At 73.1% G+C, this 17,571-nt stretch carries 16 protein-coding genes; 9 read left to right on the forward strand and 7 right to left on the reverse strand.

The genetic code is table 11. The annotated features are described in order from the left end of the window. Position 1: 1 nt before the first annotated feature. The 4 genes from ACIA8R_RS06505 to ACIA8R_RS06520 form a co-directional block, all read right to left on the reverse strand. The gene (locus ACIA8R_RS06505) at positions 2 to 2,254 is read right to left on the reverse strand and encodes a hypothetical protein (protein ID WP_397036926.1); all 2,253 of its coding nucleotides are present in this window, start codon (positions 2,252 to 2,254) and stop codon (positions 2 to 4) included. A gap of 82 nt (positions 2,255 to 2,336) precedes the next feature. Beyond that, a complete protein-coding gene (locus tag ACIA8R_RS06510; RefSeq protein ID WP_357701155.1) occupies positions 2,337 to 3,266 on the reverse strand; it encodes a PfkB family carbohydrate kinase in 930 nt (309 codons plus the stop codon). Continuing rightward, a complete protein-coding gene (locus tag ACIA8R_RS06515) occupies positions 3,263 to 4,189 on the reverse strand; it encodes a pseudouridine-5'-phosphate glycosidase (protein WP_357701153.1) in 927 nt (308 codons plus the stop codon). The genes ACIA8R_RS06510 and ACIA8R_RS06515 overlap by 4 nt, the downstream gene beginning before the upstream one ends. A gap of 119 nt (positions 4,190 to 4,308) precedes the next feature. After that, positions 4,309 to 5,400: a YeiH family protein gene (locus tag ACIA8R_RS06520; protein ID WP_397036929.1), complete on the reverse strand. Its 1,092-nt coding sequence runs from the start codon at positions 5,398 to 5,400 to the stop codon at positions 4,309 to 4,311. A 70-nt stretch (positions 5,401 to 5,470) separates the two neighbouring features. Between ACIA8R_RS06520 and ACIA8R_RS06525 the strand changes: the two genes are divergently transcribed. The 3 genes from ACIA8R_RS06525 to ACIA8R_RS06535 all read left to right on the forward strand — a co-directional run bounded on the left by ACIA8R_RS06525 (position 5,471) and on the right by ACIA8R_RS06535 (position 8,367). Continuing rightward, on the forward strand, positions 5,471 to 6,361 hold the full coding sequence (locus tag ACIA8R_RS06525) for a LysR substrate-binding domain-containing protein (RefSeq protein WP_397036931.1): 891 nt from the start codon (positions 5,471 to 5,473) through the stop codon (positions 6,359 to 6,361). A 115-nt stretch (positions 6,362 to 6,476) separates the two neighbouring features. Next, the gene (locus tag ACIA8R_RS06530) at positions 6,477 to 6,779 is read left to right on the forward strand and encodes a hypothetical protein (RefSeq protein WP_364097926.1); all 303 of its coding nucleotides are present in this window, start codon (positions 6,477 to 6,479) and stop codon (positions 6,777 to 6,779) included. Between the two features lie 82 nt (positions 6,780 to 6,861). Then, complete coding sequence (locus tag ACIA8R_RS06535) at positions 6,862 to 8,367, forward strand: phytoene desaturase family protein (protein WP_397036933.1); 1,506 nt, start codon at positions 6,862 to 6,864, stop codon at positions 8,365 to 8,367. A 107-nt stretch (positions 8,368 to 8,474) separates the two neighbouring features. Here ACIA8R_RS06535 and ACIA8R_RS06540 read toward each other — a convergent pair whose 3' ends face one another. Next, entirely contained in the window at positions 8,475 to 9,029 is a 555-nt protein-coding gene (locus ACIA8R_RS06540; protein WP_364097923.1) for a helix-turn-helix domain-containing protein, read from the reverse strand. 86 nt (positions 9,030 to 9,115) lie between these two features. Here ACIA8R_RS06540 and ACIA8R_RS06545 point away from each other — a divergent pair, with 86 nt between their 5' ends. The 6 genes from ACIA8R_RS06545 (at position 9,116) to ACIA8R_RS06570 (ending at position 16,305) form a co-directional block, all read left to right on the forward strand. Beyond that, complete coding sequence (locus ACIA8R_RS06545; protein WP_397036936.1) at positions 9,116 to 10,318, forward strand: cytochrome P450; 1,203 nt, start codon at positions 9,116 to 9,118, stop codon at positions 10,316 to 10,318. Positions 10,319 to 10,382: 64 nt separating this feature from the next. Further along, a complete protein-coding gene (locus ACIA8R_RS06550; RefSeq protein WP_397036938.1) occupies positions 10,383 to 11,081 on the forward strand; it encodes a response regulator transcription factor in 699 nt (232 codons plus the stop codon). Then, entirely contained in the window at positions 11,078 to 12,457 is a 1,380-nt protein-coding gene (locus tag ACIA8R_RS06555) for a sensor histidine kinase (protein ID WP_397036940.1), read from the forward strand. The genes ACIA8R_RS06550 and ACIA8R_RS06555 overlap by 4 nt, the downstream gene beginning before the upstream one ends. Before the next feature lie 24 nt (positions 12,458 to 12,481). Continuing rightward, positions 12,482 to 13,657, forward strand: coding sequence for a bifunctional glycosyltransferase family 2/GtrA family protein (locus tag ACIA8R_RS06560; protein WP_357701136.1), 1,176 nt, complete (start codon positions 12,482 to 12,484; stop codon positions 13,655 to 13,657). Continuing rightward, a complete protein-coding gene (locus ACIA8R_RS06565) occupies positions 13,654 to 15,630 on the forward strand; it encodes an ArnT family glycosyltransferase (protein ID WP_397036942.1) in 1,977 nt (658 codons plus the stop codon). The genes ACIA8R_RS06560 and ACIA8R_RS06565 overlap by 4 nt, the downstream gene beginning before the upstream one ends. A 57-nt stretch (positions 15,631 to 15,687) precedes the next feature. Further along, positions 15,688 to 16,305 carry a TetR family transcriptional regulator C-terminal domain-containing protein gene (locus ACIA8R_RS06570; protein WP_364097908.1) on the forward strand — a complete coding sequence of 206 codons (618 nt, stop codon included), beginning with the start codon at positions 15,688 to 15,690 and terminating at the stop codon, positions 16,303 to 16,305. Between the two features lie 40 nt (positions 16,306 to 16,345). On the opposite strand, the gene ACIA8R_RS06575 is transcribed toward ACIA8R_RS06570, so the two are convergent. Together ACIA8R_RS06575 and ACIA8R_RS06580 are read right to left on the reverse strand one after the other, a co-directional pair. After that, the gene (locus tag ACIA8R_RS06575; RefSeq protein WP_357701130.1) at positions 16,346 to 16,612 is read right to left on the reverse strand and encodes a hypothetical protein; all 267 of its coding nucleotides are present in this window, start codon (positions 16,610 to 16,612) and stop codon (positions 16,346 to 16,348) included. A gap of 69 nt (positions 16,613 to 16,681) precedes the next feature. Beyond that, positions 16,682 to 17,533: a helix-turn-helix transcriptional regulator gene (locus ACIA8R_RS06580; RefSeq protein ID WP_357701128.1), complete on the reverse strand. Its 852-nt coding sequence runs from the start codon at positions 17,531 to 17,533 to the stop codon at positions 16,682 to 16,684. Positions 17,534 to 17,571 lie beyond the last annotated feature (38 nt).

Genomic DNA, 17,571 nt, shown 5'->3' on the forward strand with positions numbered 1-17,571 from the left:
GTCAGCCGGTGAGCTGGGCCTCCAGGCGGTAGCCGTCCACCGTGACGTAGACCTGGTCGCCGGGACGGGCGTTCAGGCGCATGAGCACCGGCTGGAGCGAGTCGAAGACCGGCTGGTGGCCCTGCCAGACCAGCACGATGGCGTTGTCGCCCGGGCCGGTCACCGACAGCAGGGTGCCGGGACGCATGCCGAGCTGGGCCGCGTAGCCCTCCGGCACCGGCACCGGGCCGCCCCTGAGGTGTTCCGGGGTGACCTCGATGCGCTGCCAGCGGCGCGGGTCCGACGACGGGCTCGGCAGCGGCGGAGGCGGCGTGGACGGCGTTCCGGCCAGGGCGCCGGGCATCATCCCCGGCCGGCCGCCCGACAGCCCGCCGGACAGCGCCGACAACGTGGCCAGGGCCGCCGAGGGGTCGATGGAGTTGGCGTTCGCCGCGGGGATGGGCTGGCCGCCGCGGTGGTGGTGGCCGTTGGCGCCCGGCGTACGGCGGGGGAGGGGCTGGGCGGGCTGCGGCGAGGCGTCCATCGGGCCGGGGGCCGACTCCGACGGCAGGGCGTCGAGCCACGCCTTGGCGGAGTGGGCCCGGATGCCCAGCTCGGTCAGCAGCTCCACGACGTCGGTGTCCGGCGGGGCGGCGGCCAGGAGCTGCCGCGTACGGGCCTGGAGGCCGTGGATGTCGCCGACGACGAGCCAGCCGTCCTGGAGGCGGCGGTCGGGCATGAGCGTCACCAGGACCCGCCACAGGGGCGTGCGCAGCGACGGGACCATCGCCGGGTGGGCCGGGTCGGCGCCGATCAGCTGCTCCTCGGTGGCCGCCGCGCCGAGCCATTCGGTGAGCCGGAACATGTGGCCGGTCACCGGCGCGGACTCCGACGAGCGCAGCCAGTGCAGGACGCGCTCCTCGGCGGTGCGCTGGGCCTGGGAGAGCACGTCGCGGTCCACGAGCAGCTTGTGGGCCAGGGTCCGCAGGCTGACCGGGTCCTCGGCGAACAGCCGGTGCACGGCGACGGCCAGCTCCAGCTTGTCCAGGCCGCGGAACAGGCCGTCGACGACGCGGACCATCGCGTGGTCGGGGTCGGCCGGGACCTGGCCGGAAGCGGCGGCCCCGGGCACAGCGGCACCGGGGACTGCGGCACCGGGGACGGGGGCGCCTGGGACGGGGGCGCCTGGGACGGGGGCGGCGTACGCGGGGCCGTCGGCCTGCGGGCCGCCGTCCGGACGGCCGGCGGTGGGCCGCTGCGGAAGCCGGGCACCGCCCTGCGCCGGGAACGACCCGGTCTGCGGGCCGCTGTTCGGCTGGGCCGGGAAAGAGCCCGTCTGGCGTCCCTCGGGCTGCGCCTGGAAGGAGCCGGTCTGGCGGCCCGGATCGGGCTGGGCGGCGAAGGAACCCGTCTGGCGTCCCGGGTCGGGCTGGGCGGGGAACGAGCCGGTCTGAGGGCCGCCACCGCCCTGTGCGGGGAACGAGCCGGTCTGGCGGGCGGTGTCCGACTGGGCGGCGAAGGAGCCGGTCTGGTGTCCCGGGGCGTTCTCCGGCGGCGGGGGGAACGAGCCGGGCTGCTGGGCGGCCGGGCGGGACGCGGCCGGACGCTGCGGAAGGGGGCCCTCGCCGGTCGGTCCCTGCCCCGAGGCGGCCTGGGGCTGGGCGGGGAAGGCGTCGCTGTGTGGGGTGAAGGCGGCGGGCCGGCGCTGGGGGCCGCTGCCGGGCTGGGCGGCGTACGCACCGGATTCGGCCGCCGGGACGGCCGGGAAGGAGCCCGTCTGACTGCCCGAGCCGCGTACGAGCGGACGGGTGACGTCCGGCGACCCGGACTGCTGGGCCGGTACGGCCTCCCGCTGCGCCGGGATGCGCCCGAGGACCTCACGCAGGACCGAGCCGATCACCACCTCGGGCGTCGCCGACGGGGTGCCGAGCTCGCCGGGCGCCAGGCGGCGCAGCCGCTGCCAGCCGCCGAGCCCCGTGACGGCCGTACGGCTGGCCTCCGGCCAGCCGGGCAGCGCCGGATCGACCTGGTGGACGGCGAGCGCGGGAAGCAGGTCCATCAGCGGCAGATGGTCCCAGCGGGCGGAGATCAGCCGGGCGAGCCGTTCGCAGACCCAGTCGAGACCGGCCGTGCCGAGCGCCCTGGACACCGCGAGGGAGGACCACCACCCCGCCGGCAGCCGCGGATCCCCCAGCACCTCGGCCACCTGCTGAGGGCGGCTCCAGCGCAGAGCAGGGACGAGGTCGCTCAGGCAGATCGATGACTCGACTTCCATCGGCGGACCTTATCCTCCCCAGTGGGCCGCGTGGGCAACCCGGTACGCATGTGGCTAATGGTGCAGCCTACGCGGCAAGCTATCAATCAGTGTGAATAGGGTAAAGACGGTTCAGATCCAAACCGTACCGTGGACGGCCGCCCACCTGGGCCACACATTCCGCCCCGGCACGGCAACCCGCCTCCAGCGCGAGCGCGGCGCCGGCTCCCTGGAGGATGGCCGCGAGGTACCCGGCCGCGAAGGCGTCGCCCGCGCCCGTGGAGTCCACCACCTCGGCGGACACGCCCGCGCACGTGGCCGTGAGCTCGCCGTCCACCGCCACCAGCGCGCCCTCGGCGCCCATCTTCACGACCGCTGTGCCGTACGTCTCACTCAGCAGGACGGCGGCCCGCTCCGGCGCCGGGACGCCGGTCAGGACCAGGGCCTCGTCCAGGTTCGGGATGATCAGGTCGGCCGCGGACGTCTCCCGCATGAAACGTTCGACGCCGAAGTCCCGCAGCGGCCCCGTCGAGGCCGGGTCGACGCTGATCGGCACCCCGGCGGCGACGGCGTCCCGGACGGCGGCCCTGACCAGGCGGAGGCCGGGCGCCGCGAACAGGGTGTACCCCGACAGGTGCAGCCGCCCGACCCCGTCGAGCAGGGACGGGTCCCAGTCGGCCTCGGAGATCAGGCCGCCCGCGCCGCGGTTGGTGAGCATGGACCGTTCGCCGGTCTTGTCCACCATGGCGATGACGACCGCCGTGGGATGCTCCCGGTCCACCGTCACGTGCGGCCGGACCCCGGTCTTGACCAGCTCCGTCGTGTGCCACTCGCTGCTGTCGTAGCCGAGCTTGGCCAGCAGCCGCGAGTCGGCCCCCAGGTGGGCGGCCCAGGCGGCGGTGTTCGCCCCCGAGCCGCCGGGTCGCAGCACGATCTCCGCGGCGGTGTCGGTGCCCGCCATGACCGGCGAGCCGTGCAGCGCCACCACATCGGTGACCACGTCACCGATGACCAGGAGGCCCGTGTCACTCACGCCCGCGACCAGGCCACGGCGATCTCGGCGGCCAGCGCGGTGTTGCCGCGCACGGCGGCCAGGTTGGCCTCCAGCGAGGCGCCGGCGGTGCCGTTGACGAGGTAGCTCAGCAGGAACGGCGTGATCGCCTGGCCCTTGACGCCCTCGCGCTCGGCGGCGGCCAGCGCCTCGGCCAGCACGCGGTCGTGCAGCGCCGGGTCGAGCTGCTGGTCCTGCGACACCGGGTTGGCGACGATGAACGCGGTCTCCGGGCCGGCCAGCGCGTCCTGGCCGCGCATCACCGCGGCGGCGTCCTCGGGCGTCTCGATGCGCCAGTCGATCGGCTGGCCGGAGGAGTTCAGGTAGAAGCCGGGGAAGGTGTCGGTGCGGTAGCCGGCCACGGTCACGCCGCGCGTCTCCAGCCGCTGCAACGTCGCCGGCACGTCGAGGATCGACTTCACGCCCGCGCAAACGACCGTGATCCGGGTGCGGGCGAGGGTGTCGAGGTCGGCGGACTCGTCCTGGTCCTCGGTCCAGCCGCGGTGCACGCCGCCCAGGCCGCCGGTCGCGAAGATCCGGATACCGGCGCGGGCGGCCAGGAACGACGTGGCCGACACGGTCGTCGCCCCGCTCGCCTTGAGCGCCGAGGCCAGCGGCAGGTCACGCTGGCCCAGCTTGCGCAGCCCGGACTCGGTCGCGATGCGCTCCAGCTCCAGCTCGTTCAGGCCGATCCTGGCCACGCCGTCCAGGACGGCGATCGTGGCCGGCACCGCGCCCGCCGCGCGGACCACGCCCTCCAGCTCGCGGGCCACCTCCAGGTTGCGCGGCTGCGGCAGTCCGTGGGAGATGATCGTGGACTCCAGGGCCACGACGGGCGCGCCGCCCGCCAGGGCCTCGGCGACCTCGTCGGACGGCTGGAGAAGGGGAACGGTGGTGCTGCGCATGGTGGGTTTCAAGCTCCTTGAGTGGTGCTGGCCGGTTCAGGGAGAACGGCGTGCCTGTCGGAATTTGTTCCGAACGGAGCAGCGTACGGGGGCCCGGCCAGGACGTCCACTCAGGCGCCTCACAGCAGCACGGCGACCCCGGTGAGCGAGACGGCGGCGATGAGGCCGGTGGCGATGGCGCCGAGCAGCACGGCCCGGCCGCCCTTGAGGAGTTTCCGCACGTCGATCCCGGTGCCCAGGCCGAACAGGGCGGCGGCCATGAGCACGTTGGTGACCTGCGGGACGGCCTGCGTGACCGCGTCCGGGACCCAGCCGGTGGCGCGTACCGCCACCATGGCGAGGAACGCCGCCACGAACAGCGGCATGACGGGCGTCCGGCGTCCCTCCCGCCGGTTCGCCGCGGGCGCGTCGGCGCGGGCACGGCGGGCACACAGGGAGGTCAGGGCGACGATCGGGGCCAGCAGGATCACGCGGGCCAGCTTGACCGTCACCGCGGCGGCCAGGACGCCCGACGCGGCGCCGATCGCGGCCACCTGCGCCACCTCGTGCACGGCGGCGCCCGTCCAGACGCCGAGCTGGGCCGGCGACAACCCCAGCAGTGCCGCCAGCGCCGGGACGGCCACGATGGCCGCGCTGCCGTACAGGACGACCACGCTCAGGGCGGCGGCCGCGTCGTCGTCGTCGGCGTCCTCCGCGCTCTCCCGCATGGCCGCGACCGCCGCCGCCCCGCAGATGGACACGCCGGTCGCGACCAGCAGTGACGTGCCGGGCGACAGGCCCATCCGGCGGCCGATCAGCGGCGTCACCGTGAACGTCACGCCGGTCGCCGTCACCACGATCACCAGCGTCTGCCAGCCGAGCGCGAACACCTGCGGCAGCGCGATCTGGAGCCCGAGCAGCGCGATCGCCACCCGCAGCACCCTCTTGGCCACGAACGCCAGCCCCGGCCTGAACCGCTCCCACGCGGCCCCCGTCCCGCTCCACCGCGCGGACGAGGACGCCCACGCCGCGAGGTTGGCCAGCACCGCCCCCGACAGGACCGCGATCACCGCCGGGCTGAACGCCGGGGCGGACCGGTTCACCACCATGGCGACCACCACGGCGACGGCCGCCAGCCCGATCCCGGGCCACGTCGATGCTCCGGTCGGCGTGCCGCCCTGGGGGCGCGCGGGGGCGGTGAGCTGGGGGAGCTGCTGGTCGGGGAGAGGCATGATCCCAGTCTTCGGGGCCTTCGTACCGGCCGGTAGACACGCGTTGCCTAGGAGGCCATAGCCTGTGGCTATGAGTGCGCTGCCGGACCTCGACTCGCTGAAGCTGCTGGTCGACGTGGGCGAGCTGGGCAGCCTCGGGCAGGCGGCCAAGGCGGCGGGCATGGCCCAGCCGTCGGCCAGCAAGCGGGTGGCCATGCTGGAACGCCGCCTCGGCGTCCCCCTGCTGGAGCGCACGCCGCGCGGGTCCACGCTCACCGTCGAGGGCAGGATGGTGGCCGGCTGGGCGGCCCAGGTGCTGGCCGCGGCCGAGGAGCTGATGCGGGCCGTGGAGGCCGTCCGCCACAGCGAGGCGGCCCACCTGCGGGTGGCCGCCAGCATGACGGTCGCCGAGTACCTGGTGCCGCGCTGGCTGGGCGAGCTGCAGAACCGCGAGCCCGAGGTCCAGGTGGGGCTGGACGTCGTCAACTCCACCGACGTCGCGGCCAGGGTGCTGGGCGAGGAGGTGGAGCTGGGCTTCGTCGAGGGGCCGAGTGTGCCCGAGGGGCTGGACAGCCGGGTCGTGGGCACCGACCGGCTGGTCGTCGTGGTGGCCCCCGGCCATCCGTGGGCCCGCCGCCGGACGGCCCTGCGGGGCGCCGAGCTGGCCGCCACGCCGCTCGTGGTCCGCGAGCCGGGCTCCGGCACGCGCGAGACCCTGGACGTGGCGTTCAAGAGCCTCCACCGGGCCAGCCCGCGCCTGGAACTCGGGTCGAACTCGGCGGTCAAGGGGGCTGCGCAGGCCGGGGCCGCGCCCGCGGTGCTCAGCGGCTACGCGGTCGAGGCGGACATCGCGACCGGACGCCTGGTCGAGGTGCCGCTCGCCGGTCTCAACCTGGTCCGGAACCTGCGCGCGGTGTGGCGGCGCGGACGTTCGCTGACCGCCCCGGCCGCCACCCTGCTCGCCATCGCCAGCCGCCCGTGAGAAGGCCGCCGAAAAGGGGCCGTTGACGCCGCCTCGAGGACGATCTAGCTTTCCCTTAGGAAAGTTTCCTAAGAGTAAGACGCGTGTTCACCCCCCGAACCTCTGGAGACTCCGTATGAGCCTTCGTCGTCCTCTCGTCGCCCTGGCCGGATCGGCCGTGTTGTGCCTGGTGGCGGCGGGCCTCGCGCCGTCGCCCGCGCTGGCCGCGCCCACCGACTGCACCGCCTGGGTCAGCAACGGCTACGCCTACAGCAGCTGCACCTCCGGCACCGGCCAGCACGCCGTCGGCGTGGAGCAGTCGCACCCCTACGCCGGGCCCATCGTGCTCACCGGCGGCTGGACGGCCGTCGGCGGGGTCTCCTCGGTGCGGCTCACGCCGTGGCCGGTCAAGCGCGTCTGGGTGAACAAGACGGGTTGACCGTCCCGCGGGCTCACCGGGAAGCGGCGCCTTGCCCCGAAACCGTTGACGAATGGCACAGGTCGGGTCATAAGGTGCGGGGATGGGTGCGTATGACGTCGTCGTGGCAGGTGGCGGGCACAACGGGCTGGTCGCGGCCGCCTACCTCGCCGGAGCGGGCCGGCGGGTCCTGGTGCTGGAGCGCCTCGGGCACGTCGGCGGGCTGGCGATCTCCACGCGGGCCTTCCCGGGCGTGGACGTACGCCTGTCCCGCTACTCCTACCTGGTGAGCCTGCTGCCCGCCCGGATCGTCCGCGACCTCGGTCTCGACCTCGACCTGCGCCGCCGCCGGTACGCCTCCTACACCCCCAAGGGCTACACCGGCCTGCTCGTCGACAACGAGGACGAGGCCCGCACCGCCGCCTCCTTCCGCGCCGTCACCGGCGGCGAGCACGACCACCGGGCCTGGCGCGACTTCTACGCCATGACGGCGGACGTGGCCCGCGTCCTGGCCCCCACTCTGCTCGAACCGCTGCGCACCCCCGCCGAGATCGAGCGCCTGGTCGGCCCGGAGGCCTGGCGCGACCTGTTCGCCCGGCCCGTCGGCCAGGCCGTGGACGAGCGGTTCGCCGACGACACCGTGCGCGGCGTCGTGCTCACCGACGCGCTCATCGGCACGTTCGCCGACCCGGCCGCCGACCTGCTGGCCAACAGGTGCTTCCTCTACCACGTGATCGGCGACGGCACCGGCGAGTGGAACGTCCCGGTGGGCGGCATGGGCGCGGTCTCCGGCGCGCTGGAGCGGGCGGCCAGGCGGGCGGGGGCCGAGATCAGGACCGGCGCGGAGATCGTCGGCATCTCGCCGTCGGGCGAGGTCACCTACGTCGCCGAGGACGGCGAGCACACCGTGGACGGCCGCCACGTGCTGGTCAACCTGCCCCCGGCGGTGCTGGACCGGGTGCTCGGCAGGCCCGCGACCGTGCCCGAGGGGGCGCAGCTCAAGGTCAACATGGTGCTGGCCCGGCTGCCCCGGCTGAAGGACCCGTCGGCCGACCCCTTCGCCGCCTTCAGCGGCACCTTCCACATCAACGAGGGACGCGACCAGCTCGCGAAGGCGTACGAGCAGGCGGCGCGAGGGGAGATCCCGGAATTGCCGCCCGCGGAGGTCTACTGCCATTCCTTGACGGACCCGTCCATTCTCGGCCCGGAACTCCGGGGGAAAGCCGAGACGATGACCCTGTTCGGCCTGCACATGCCCGCCCGACTTTTCCGGAAAAATCCAGAAAAAGCGCGCGAAGAGGCGTTGCGGGCCACATTCGCCTCCATGAACGCGGTGCTCGCCGAGCCCATCGAGGACTGCCTGCTCCGCGCCCCCGACGGCACCCCGTGCGTCGAGGTCAAGACCCCCGTCGACCTGGAGAAGGACGCGGGACTGCCGGGCGGTCACATCTTCCACGCCGACCTGAGCTGGCCGTACTCGGAAGAAAAGGGATGGGGCGTCGAGACCGGGCACGAACGCATTCTGCTGTGCGGCGCCGCGGCCCGCAGAGGCGGCGGCGTGAGCGGAATCGGCGGCCACAACGCGGCCATGGCCCTCCTGCGCCCGTGAACTGTGCCGTGAACTGTGCCGTGAACTGTGCCGTGAACTGTGGCGGGAACTGTGGCGGGAACTGTGCCGTGAACCCGGTGTGAATCAACCGGTGAATCGGGCGTGAATCACCGGGAGATCAGTTTCGTGGCCACCGTGAGCGCCACATCCGTGCGGTCGGCGTCGGGCAGTTGCAGGTCGAAGAGGAAAGGGATGCTCCCCAGGATCACCGCGAACACCGCGAGCCTGGCCTCGAACTGCTGAACGGGATCGTCCTCCGGCGCGCTCAGCACCGACACCATGGAGATGAGGCCCTCCTGCATCCGCGAGCCGGACGGCAGGTCCTGCATCACCCCCTGGTTCACTTGGGCGAACCTGAACAGCGGCCGCCACCTGTCCTCCAGCAGCCCGGAGATGCGCCGCAGGATCTCCTGCCGGGCCTCCAGCGTGCGCGGCTGCTCGCCCGCCCACGCCACCAGCTCGTCGATCGAGACCACGAGGTGGTCGACGACGCCGGTCAGGATCTCCTCCTTGGTGCGGAAGTGGTAGTACAGCGCGGGCCTGGTGATCCCCAGGCGCTCGGCGACCTCCTGGAGGGTCGTCTTGTCGTAGCCGCGCTCGGCGAACAACTCCAGCGCCACCCGCTGGATCCGCTCGCGAGTGTCCGTCCGCCGCCCTGCCATTGTGCTCCCATCCCTTGACGACCGGGCCGCCCATTGCTTACTTTCGCGTAAGTAAGCAATGCGGTCCGGCTTGTAGGGAGCAGACTATGGCTCAGCACTTCCCTGTCCAGCGCACGTGCCCGTTCGCTCCGCCTCCCGAGTACGCCCGCCTGCGCGAGCAGGGCCCGCTCGTCCGGGCCGCGCTCCCCGGCGGCGAGGTGTGGCTCGTCACCCGGCACGCCGAGGCCCAGCGGGTGTTGTCGGGTGAGGGCATCAGCACCAACCCCGCCACGCCCGGCCACCCCAACACGCTGCTCACCCCCGAGCCGCCCTCGCCCGAGCAGGCCGAGACGCTGCGCGAGTCCGCGACCGGGCACTTCATCGACCTCGACCCGCCCGAACACACCCGCTTCCGCAAGCTGCTCATCCCCGAGTTCACCGTCCGGCGGGTCAGGGAGCTGCGGCCGTCCATCCAGCGGCTCGTGGACGAGCTCATCGACGACATGCTGGCCAAGGGCCCGGAGGCGGAGCTGGTCGAGGCGTTCGGGCTGGCGCTGCCGTCCCTGGTGATCTGCCGGCTGCTGGGCGTCCCGTACGCCGAGCACGAGTTCTTCCAGTCGCGCACCCGCCTGATCGTCTCGGCCACCGAGGACCCCGCGGCGGGCTACACGGCAATGATGGAGATCAGGAGCTTCCTGGACGAGCTGGTCACCGCCGCCGAACGCGCGCCGAAGGACGACCTGCTCGGCCGCCTGGTCACCGGCGGGCAGCTCACCCACCAGGAGCTCGTCGGCGTGATCTTCCTGCTGCTCGTCGCCGGCCACGAGACCACGGCCAACATGATCCCGCTCGGCGTGCTCACGCTGCTGCGCCACCCCGCCCAGCTCGCCGCCCTGCGCGCCGACCCCGCGGGCTGGCCGATGGCGGTGGAGGAACTGCTGCGCTACCACTCGGTCGTCGACTGGGTGGCCTTCGACCGGGTGTCCACGCGGGACCAGGAGATCGGCGGGCAGCGGGTCGGGAAGGGCGAGGGCATCTTCGTCCTCGGCGCCTCCGCCAACAGGGACGAGCGCGTCTTCGACCGGCCGGACGAGTTCGACGTCGCCCGCGGCGCCCGCCACCACGTGGCCTTCGGCTACGGCGTGCACCAGTGCCTCGGCCAGAACCTGGCCCGGGCCGAGCTGGAGATCGCCCTGCGCACCCTCTTCGAGCGCGTCCCCGGCCTGCGCGTCACGGTCGCCGACGAGGACGTGCCCGCCAAGTACGACGGCGTCGTCTTCGGGCTCAAGGCCCTGCCCGTGGCGTGGTGACTCCCGGCGGACCCCCGCGAACCCGTTCATCGTGTTCTCATAGTGGGCTCATATCTTGTGAGACATGACTGAGCCCGCACGGTTGCTGGTGGTGGACGACGAGCCCGCGTTGCGCGAGGCGCTGCAGTCGAGCCTGGAGTTCGAGGGCTACCGGGTCGGCACCGCCAACGACGGCCAGGCGGCGCTGGAGGCGCTGGCGGGGGAGCCGTACGACGCGGTGCTGCTCGACGTGATGATGCCGCGGCTCGACGGGCTCACCGCCTGCCGGCGGCTGCGGGCGCAGGGCAACCACATCCCCGTCCTCATGCTCACTGCCCGCGACGCCGTCGGCGACCGGGTGTCCGGGCTCGACGCGGGGGCCGACGACTACCTGGTCAAGCCGTTCGAGCTGGACGAGCTGCTGGCCCGGGTGCGCGCGCTGCTGCGCCGCGGCGCGCTCAGCACCGGCGCCGCCGACGTCGGCACGCTGTCGTACGGCGACCTGCGCATGGACCCGGCCACCAGGGAGGTCACCCGCGGCGCCCGCGGGCTCGACCTGACCAGGACCGAATACCTGCTGATGGAGCTCTTCCTCGCCCACCCCCGCCAGGTCCTGACCCGCGACCAGATTCTCAACGAGGTGTGGGGCTTCGACTTCGAGCCGACCTCCAACTCCCTCGACGTGTACGTCATGTACCTGCGCCGCAAGACCGAGGCCGGGGGAGAGCCCCGGGTGATCCACACGGTCCGCGGGGTGGGGTACGTCCTACGGGCCACACCATGATCCGCAACAGCCTGCGCGCCCGGCTGACGCTGCTCATCACGTTCGCCGTGGCGCTGGCGGTCGCGATCAGCGCCGGCGCCTGCTTCCTGATCATCCGCCACCAGACCTACGAGCAGGCCGACCGCCAGCTCGGCTCCCAGCCGGACAAGGACCCCGACAACGACCTGGTCTGGATCCGCGAGAGCTGCCGCGCCACCCCCGCGCCGAAGGACCACTACGGCCCGCCGCACTCCACCCAGCTCATCTTCGCCAACGGCACCCCGCCCTGCTACGTGGGCCCCGCGCTGGTGGTGACGCCCGAGGACATGGCGGTGGCCAAGGGCGAGTGGCCCGAGTCCAGGCACTTCCACAACGGCGTCACCGCGGACGGCACCGAGATGCGCGTCCTCACCCAGCAGATCGCGCCGGGCGTCGCGGTGATGGACGCCGCCCCCCTGCGCGAGCTGCGCAACACGCTGAAGGCGGTGGCGCTGCTGCTGGGCGGCGTGGCGCTGTTCGGCGTCCTGCTGGCGGCCTGGGTCGGGCTGCTCATCGCGCGCGCCGCGCTGCGTCCCGTCGTCCGGCTGACCAAGGCGGCCGAGCACATCGCGGAGACCGAGGATCTCAACACGCGCATCCCCGTCCAGGGCAACGACGAGATCGCCCGGCTCAGCTCCTCCTTCAACGCCATGACCGCCGCCCTGGCCGGCTCCCGCGAACGCCAGCAGCAGCTCGTCGCCGACGCCGGTCACGAGCTGCGCACCCCGCTCACCACCCTGCGCACCAACATCGACCTGCTGCTGCGCAGCGAGCAGACCGGCAGGCAGCTCGACCCGGGCGCCAAGGAACGCCTGCTGGTCAACGTCAAGGCCCAGTTCGCCGAGCTGTCCACGCTGGTCGGCGACCTGCTCCAGCTCGCGCGCGGCGACACCGACCACGAGCCGCACGTCGAGCTGGCCCTGCACGACGTCGTCACGGCCGCCGCCGAACGCGCCCGGCTGCGCGGCGCCGACGTGGCCACCGACCTGCACCCCTGGTACGTCGTCGGCAGCCCCGCCTCGCTCGAACGCGCCGTGCTCAACCTCATCGACAACGCCCGCAAGTTCAGCCCCGAGGGCCAGGTCGAGGTCTCGCTCAAGGACGGCCGCCTGACGGTCCGCGACCACGGCCCCGGCATCCCCGAGGAGGAGCTGCCGCACGTCTTCGAGCGCTTCTGGCGCTCGCCCTCGGCCCGCGGCCTGCCCGGCTCGGGGCTGGGCCTGGCGATCGTGGCGCAGGCGGTGTCCGAGATCGGGGGCAGGGTACGGCTGTCCAACGCGCCCGGCGGCGGCGCGATCGCGACGATCGAGCTTCCCGGAACTCTCATTCGTCACTCAGAATCGGATAAGTCCTCTTAAAGACCCGAATCGTGAGCTGGCTGCATGGAGACAACAGCAGTAAGGACGCGCCTGGTCGAGGTGGTCGTCCCGGTCCACAACGAGCAGCGGGCGTTGCGCGAGAGCATCGCCCGGCTGCACGACTACCTCGCCACGACGTTCCCGTACGGCTTCCGCATCACCATCGCCGACAACGCCAGCACCGACGACACCTGGCGGCTGGCCACCGAGCTGGCCCGTGAACTGCCGCAGGTCCAGGCCGTGCACCTGGAGGAGAAGGGCCGCGGCCGGGCCCTGCGCCAGGTCTGGTCCACCAGCGAGGCCGACGTCGTCAGCTACATGGACGTCGACCTGTCCACCGACCTGGACGCCTTCCTCCCGCTGGTGGCACCCCTGCTGTCGGGGCACAGCGACCTGGCCATCGGCACCCGCCTGGCCAGGGCCTCGCGGGTGGAGCGCGGGCCCAGGCGGGAGTTCATCTCGCGCTCGTACAACCTGCTGCTGCGCTCGGTGATGGGCGCCGGGTTCTCCGACGCGCAGTGCGGGTTCAAGGCCGCGCGCACGGAGATCGCGCAGGCGCTGCTGCCCGCCGTCGAGGACGAGCAGTGGTTCTTCGACACCGAGCTGCTGCTGCTGGCCGAACGGCACGGCCTGCGCATCCACGAGGTCCCCGTCGACTGGGTGGACGACCCCGACAGCCGCGTGGACCTCCTCCGGACCGCCCTGGACGACCTGCGCGGGCTGGCCAGGGTGGCCCGCAGGACCCTGTCGGGCGCGGCGGGCCTGCCGATGCCCGCCCGGGTGCGGCGGGCCGAGCTGCCGAAGGGGATGGCCAGGCAGCTCCCCAGGTTCGCGATCGTGGGCGTGGTGAGCACGCTGGCCTACCTGGCGCTGTTCTCGATGTCGCGGCAGGTCGTCCCCGCGCAGTTCGCCAACGCGGTCGCGCTGCTCGTCACGGCTGTGGCCAACACGGCGGCCAACCGCCGCTTCACGTTCGGCGTCAGGGGCTCGGGCGGGGCGCTGCGCCACCAGTTCGAGGGCCTGATCGCGTTCCTGGTGGGGCTGGCGCTGACGTCCGGGAGCCTCGCGCTGCTGCCCGACGGGGTCGCGCACGAGGTGGAGCTGATGGCGGTCATCGCCGCCAACGCCGCGGCCACCCTCGTACGGTTCCTGCTGCTGCGCGTGTGGGTGTTCAACCCCAGGCGCAGGAGCGCGCGATGACCGCCGTCGCCGCGCCCGCCCGTGTCCGCCTGCTCGCCGGGGCCGAGGGCGACCCCCGCTGGTCGCGGCCCGCGATGTGGACGGTGCTCGCCGCCGCCTTCGTCCTGTACGCCTGGGCGCTCGGCGGGGACGCCAACGAGTACTACGCCGCCGCCGTCCTGTCGGGCACGCAGAGCTGGAAGGCGTTCTTCTTCGGCGCGATCGACGCCGGGTCCTTCATCACGGTGGACAAGCCGCCGCTCGCGCTGTGGGTGATGGGGCTGTCGGCGCGGATCTTCGGCTACAGCACGTACAGCATGCTGTTGCCGCAGGTCCTCGCCGGCGTCGCGGCCGTCGGCACGGTCTGGTCGGCGGTCCGGCGGTCCTTCGGGCAGGGCCGTCAGGGGCACGTCGCGGCGCTGGTCGCGGCCGTGGTCATGACGCTCACCCCGATCACCGTGGCCATCAACCGGGACAACAACCCCGACACCGTGCTCGTGCTGCTGCTGGTGCTGGCGGCCTGGTTCTGCCTGGAGTCGCTGCGCACGGGACGGCTGCGGCCGCTGCTCCTCGCCGCGCTGTTCGTGGGGCTCGGGTTCAACGCCAAGATGTTGCAGGCGTACCTGGTCGTGCCGGCGTTCGGGGTGGCGTACCTGGCGTGCGCGCGGCACGGCCTGGCCCGGCGGGTGGGGCACCTGCTGGCGGCCGGGGTCGTGATGGTGGTGTCCAGCGCCTGGTGGATGGTGGTCGTCGACCTGTGGCCCGCCGGCTCGCGGCCCTACGTCGGGGGCTCGACCGACAACACCGTCCGGGACCTGGTGATCGGCTACAACGGGCTCGGCCGGATCTTCGGCCAGGACCGGGCCGGCGGCGGGTTCGGCGGCGCGAACTTCGGCGGGCAGGCCGGGGCCGGGCGGCTGTTCAACGACGTCATGGCCGGGCAGATCTCCTGGCTGCTGCCGTTCTGCGCGGTGGCCCTGGTCCTCGCCGTGCTGCTGCGGCTGCGCGGGATGCCCTTCGACGGGGCCGCGTGGCTGGTGTGGGGCGGCTGGCTGGTCGTGCACTACGCGGTGTTCAGCTTCTCCAGCGGTACCTTCCACCCCTACTACACGACCGCGATGGCACCCGCCGTGGCCGCGCTGACCGGCATGGGGGTGACCGTGATGTGGCAGGCGTACCGCAGGTCGCGGGGGTGGGCGTGGGCGCTGCCGCTGGGCGTCGCGGTGACGGGCGGGTGGGCGTTCGCGGTGCTGCGCCGTACGCCGGAGTGGCTGCCGTGGCTGGCCTGGGTCGTGCTCGGGGCGACCTCGGCCGCCGTGGCGGTGCTCGTACCGGCCAGGTCGCGAATGATGGGCAGCTCGCGGACGGCGGGCGGGTCTCGGGCGGCGGGCGGGGTGACCGCCGTGGCGCTGGCGGCCGTCCTGGTCGCGGGGCTCGCCGGTCCGGCGGCCTACGCCGTCTCGCCTCTGGGGTCGCCGGTGAACGGCACCAACCCCACGGCGGGCCCGTCCACGGGCCGCATGGGCGGCTTCGGCGGCCCCGGCGGCCCACCCCCGGGCGGCGAGTTCCCCGGAGGCCCGCCTCAGGGCGGCGAGGCGCCGGGCGGTGAGTCGGCTCAGGAGCGGCCGGGCGCTCGTGGTGGCGGCTTCATGGGCGGCGTGGCCGACTCCACGGTGAAGTACCTGGTCGCCAACCAGGGGAAGGCGACCTGGCTGGCGGCCGTGAGCAGCGCCCAGCAGGCGTCCTCGATGATCCTGTCCACCCGCCGCCCGGTGATCGCCATGGGCGGCTTCACCGGCTCCGACCCCGCCATGACCGTCCCCCGCCTCCGCGGCCTCGTCGCGGCGGGACGACTCAGGTACGTGCTGTCCGGCGGCGGCAGAGGCGGCCCCGGCGGCGGCGACACCGAGGTCACCGGCAGGGTCACCGCATGGGTCACCGCCAACTGCGCGGCCGTGGACGGCCACACCGGCCTGTACGACTGCGCCGGCTGACGAACGAGCGAGAGCGGCCGCGGGGATCATTCCCGCGGCGCGCTATAGGCTGATCGGGTGGCGAGTACGACCCGAGCCGATCAGGCCGACCAGCGCAGAGCGGAGCTGCTCGAGGCCACCCGCAAGGTGGTGCTCGAACGCGGCCTGGCCCACACGCGCATCGCCGACATCGCCAAGTCCATCAATGTCAGCGGCGGCCTGATCCACTACCACTTCGCGACCAAGGACGAGCTGATCACCGCCATGTTGCGGGCCACGCTCGACATCGAGAGCGCCCGGCTCAAGGAGCTGGCCGACGGCCCCGGCACGGCGGTGGAGCGCCTCGACCGGGTGCTGCGCTACTACATCCCCGAGTCGCCCTCCGACCAGAGCTGGCTGCTCTGGATCGACGCCTGGAACACGGCGCTGCGCGAGCCCGCCGTCAACGCGATCATGCTGGAGCTGGAGACGGCCTGGCTCGACGCGCTGGCCCAGGTGCTGTCGGCGGGCACCGACGCGGGGGAGTTCGCCTGCGCCGACCCGGCGGGCGCGGCCGAGCGCATCGACGCCATGCTCGACGGCCTGATCATCCGCTACACCCTGCATCCCAACGTGCTCGACCGGGCGCGGCTGCTGGCTCACGCGCGCACGGCCGCCGCCAGGGAGGCGGGCATCGCGGAGGAGAGCTTCGGCTGACCCGGGCGGGCAGGCTTGCGGGTCAGGCGGGCTTCCCGGGTCAGGCGGGCAGGGCGGCCAGCAGGAAGGCCAGGCGGGCCGCCGCCGACTCGACGTCCTCGGCGGTGCCGAGGCGGTAGCCCCACGAGGTGATGTACGCGCCCTCGTCGGAGCAGGTCACGGTCTCGGCCAGCGTCGCGGAGAAACGATTGCGCACCGACACGTACGCCGGGTCGCTGGCCAGCGCGACACTCTGCACCGAAAGATCGGCGTGACGGCCCGCGTGCCACGCGAACCGCTCAAGGCAGAGCGCGGTATCCAGCATCATGCGTCACCTCCGCAACGTCTCGCGACAGAATTGCACGATCTTGCTGCGGGTGGCAAGCAATTGCTGAGGTTAATGTGGAGTTTGTTGCAGGTATTCGCGAAGAATACGGATGATGACTTCTCGCCCCGGCTCCCCGAACTCGGCCACCTTGGCGTAGTCGTCGAAGGCCCGGACGTAGAAGGCGATGTCGTCGGGGTCGCGCAGCACCAGGTCCTTGGTCATCGTGGCGACGCCGACCATGGCCTCGTTGTAGATCCAGAACCCGTTGATCGGCGCGGACGGCAGCTCGGTGCCGAAGGGGATCACGCCGAACTCCACGTTGGGCAGCGTGCTGACGGCCAGCAGCCGGTCGAGCTGGCCGCGCATGACGTCGGCCGGGGCCAGCGCGCTGCGCAGGGCCGACTCCGGCACCACGAACCGGAACGTGCGCGTGCGGTCGTAGAGGATCTCCTGGCGCTGCATGCGCACGCGGACGGCCGCGTCGATCTGGTCGGCCGCGCTGTAGAGGCGCTTGACCTTGCGGAACACGTGCCGGGCGTACTCGGAGGTCTGGAGCAGGCCGACCACGATGCCGGGCTCGAAGACGCGGAACAGCTTGGTGCGCGCCTCCAGGTCGCGGATGTCCTCCTGGATGGCGGCCAGGCCGCTGCGGTGACGCTGCTTCCAGTCGTCGTGCCGCTCCAGCAGCGCGATGGCCTGCCTGATGAGCTCGTCGGCCGTGTCGGGCGAGGCCCCCACGGCCTGCGCCCACACGACGACGTCGTCCTCGGTCGCCGTCTGCCTGGCGTTCTCCAGGCGCGAGACCTTGGACGGCTGCCAGCGCAGCCGCTCGGCCAGGTCCTTGCCCGACAGGTGGGCGGCCTCGCGCAGCTGTCGAAGCTGGCCGCCGAGGTCGATCCGCGCCTGCTGATAGGACGTCACGCGGCAAGAGGCTAGCCTCGCGGGCACCGATCATGCCA

Origin of the sequence: Nonomuraea sp. NPDC051191, from assembly GCF_044455665.1 — a bacterium.
Lineage (GTDB): Bacteria > Actinomycetota > Actinomycetes > Streptosporangiales > Streptosporangiaceae > Nonomuraea.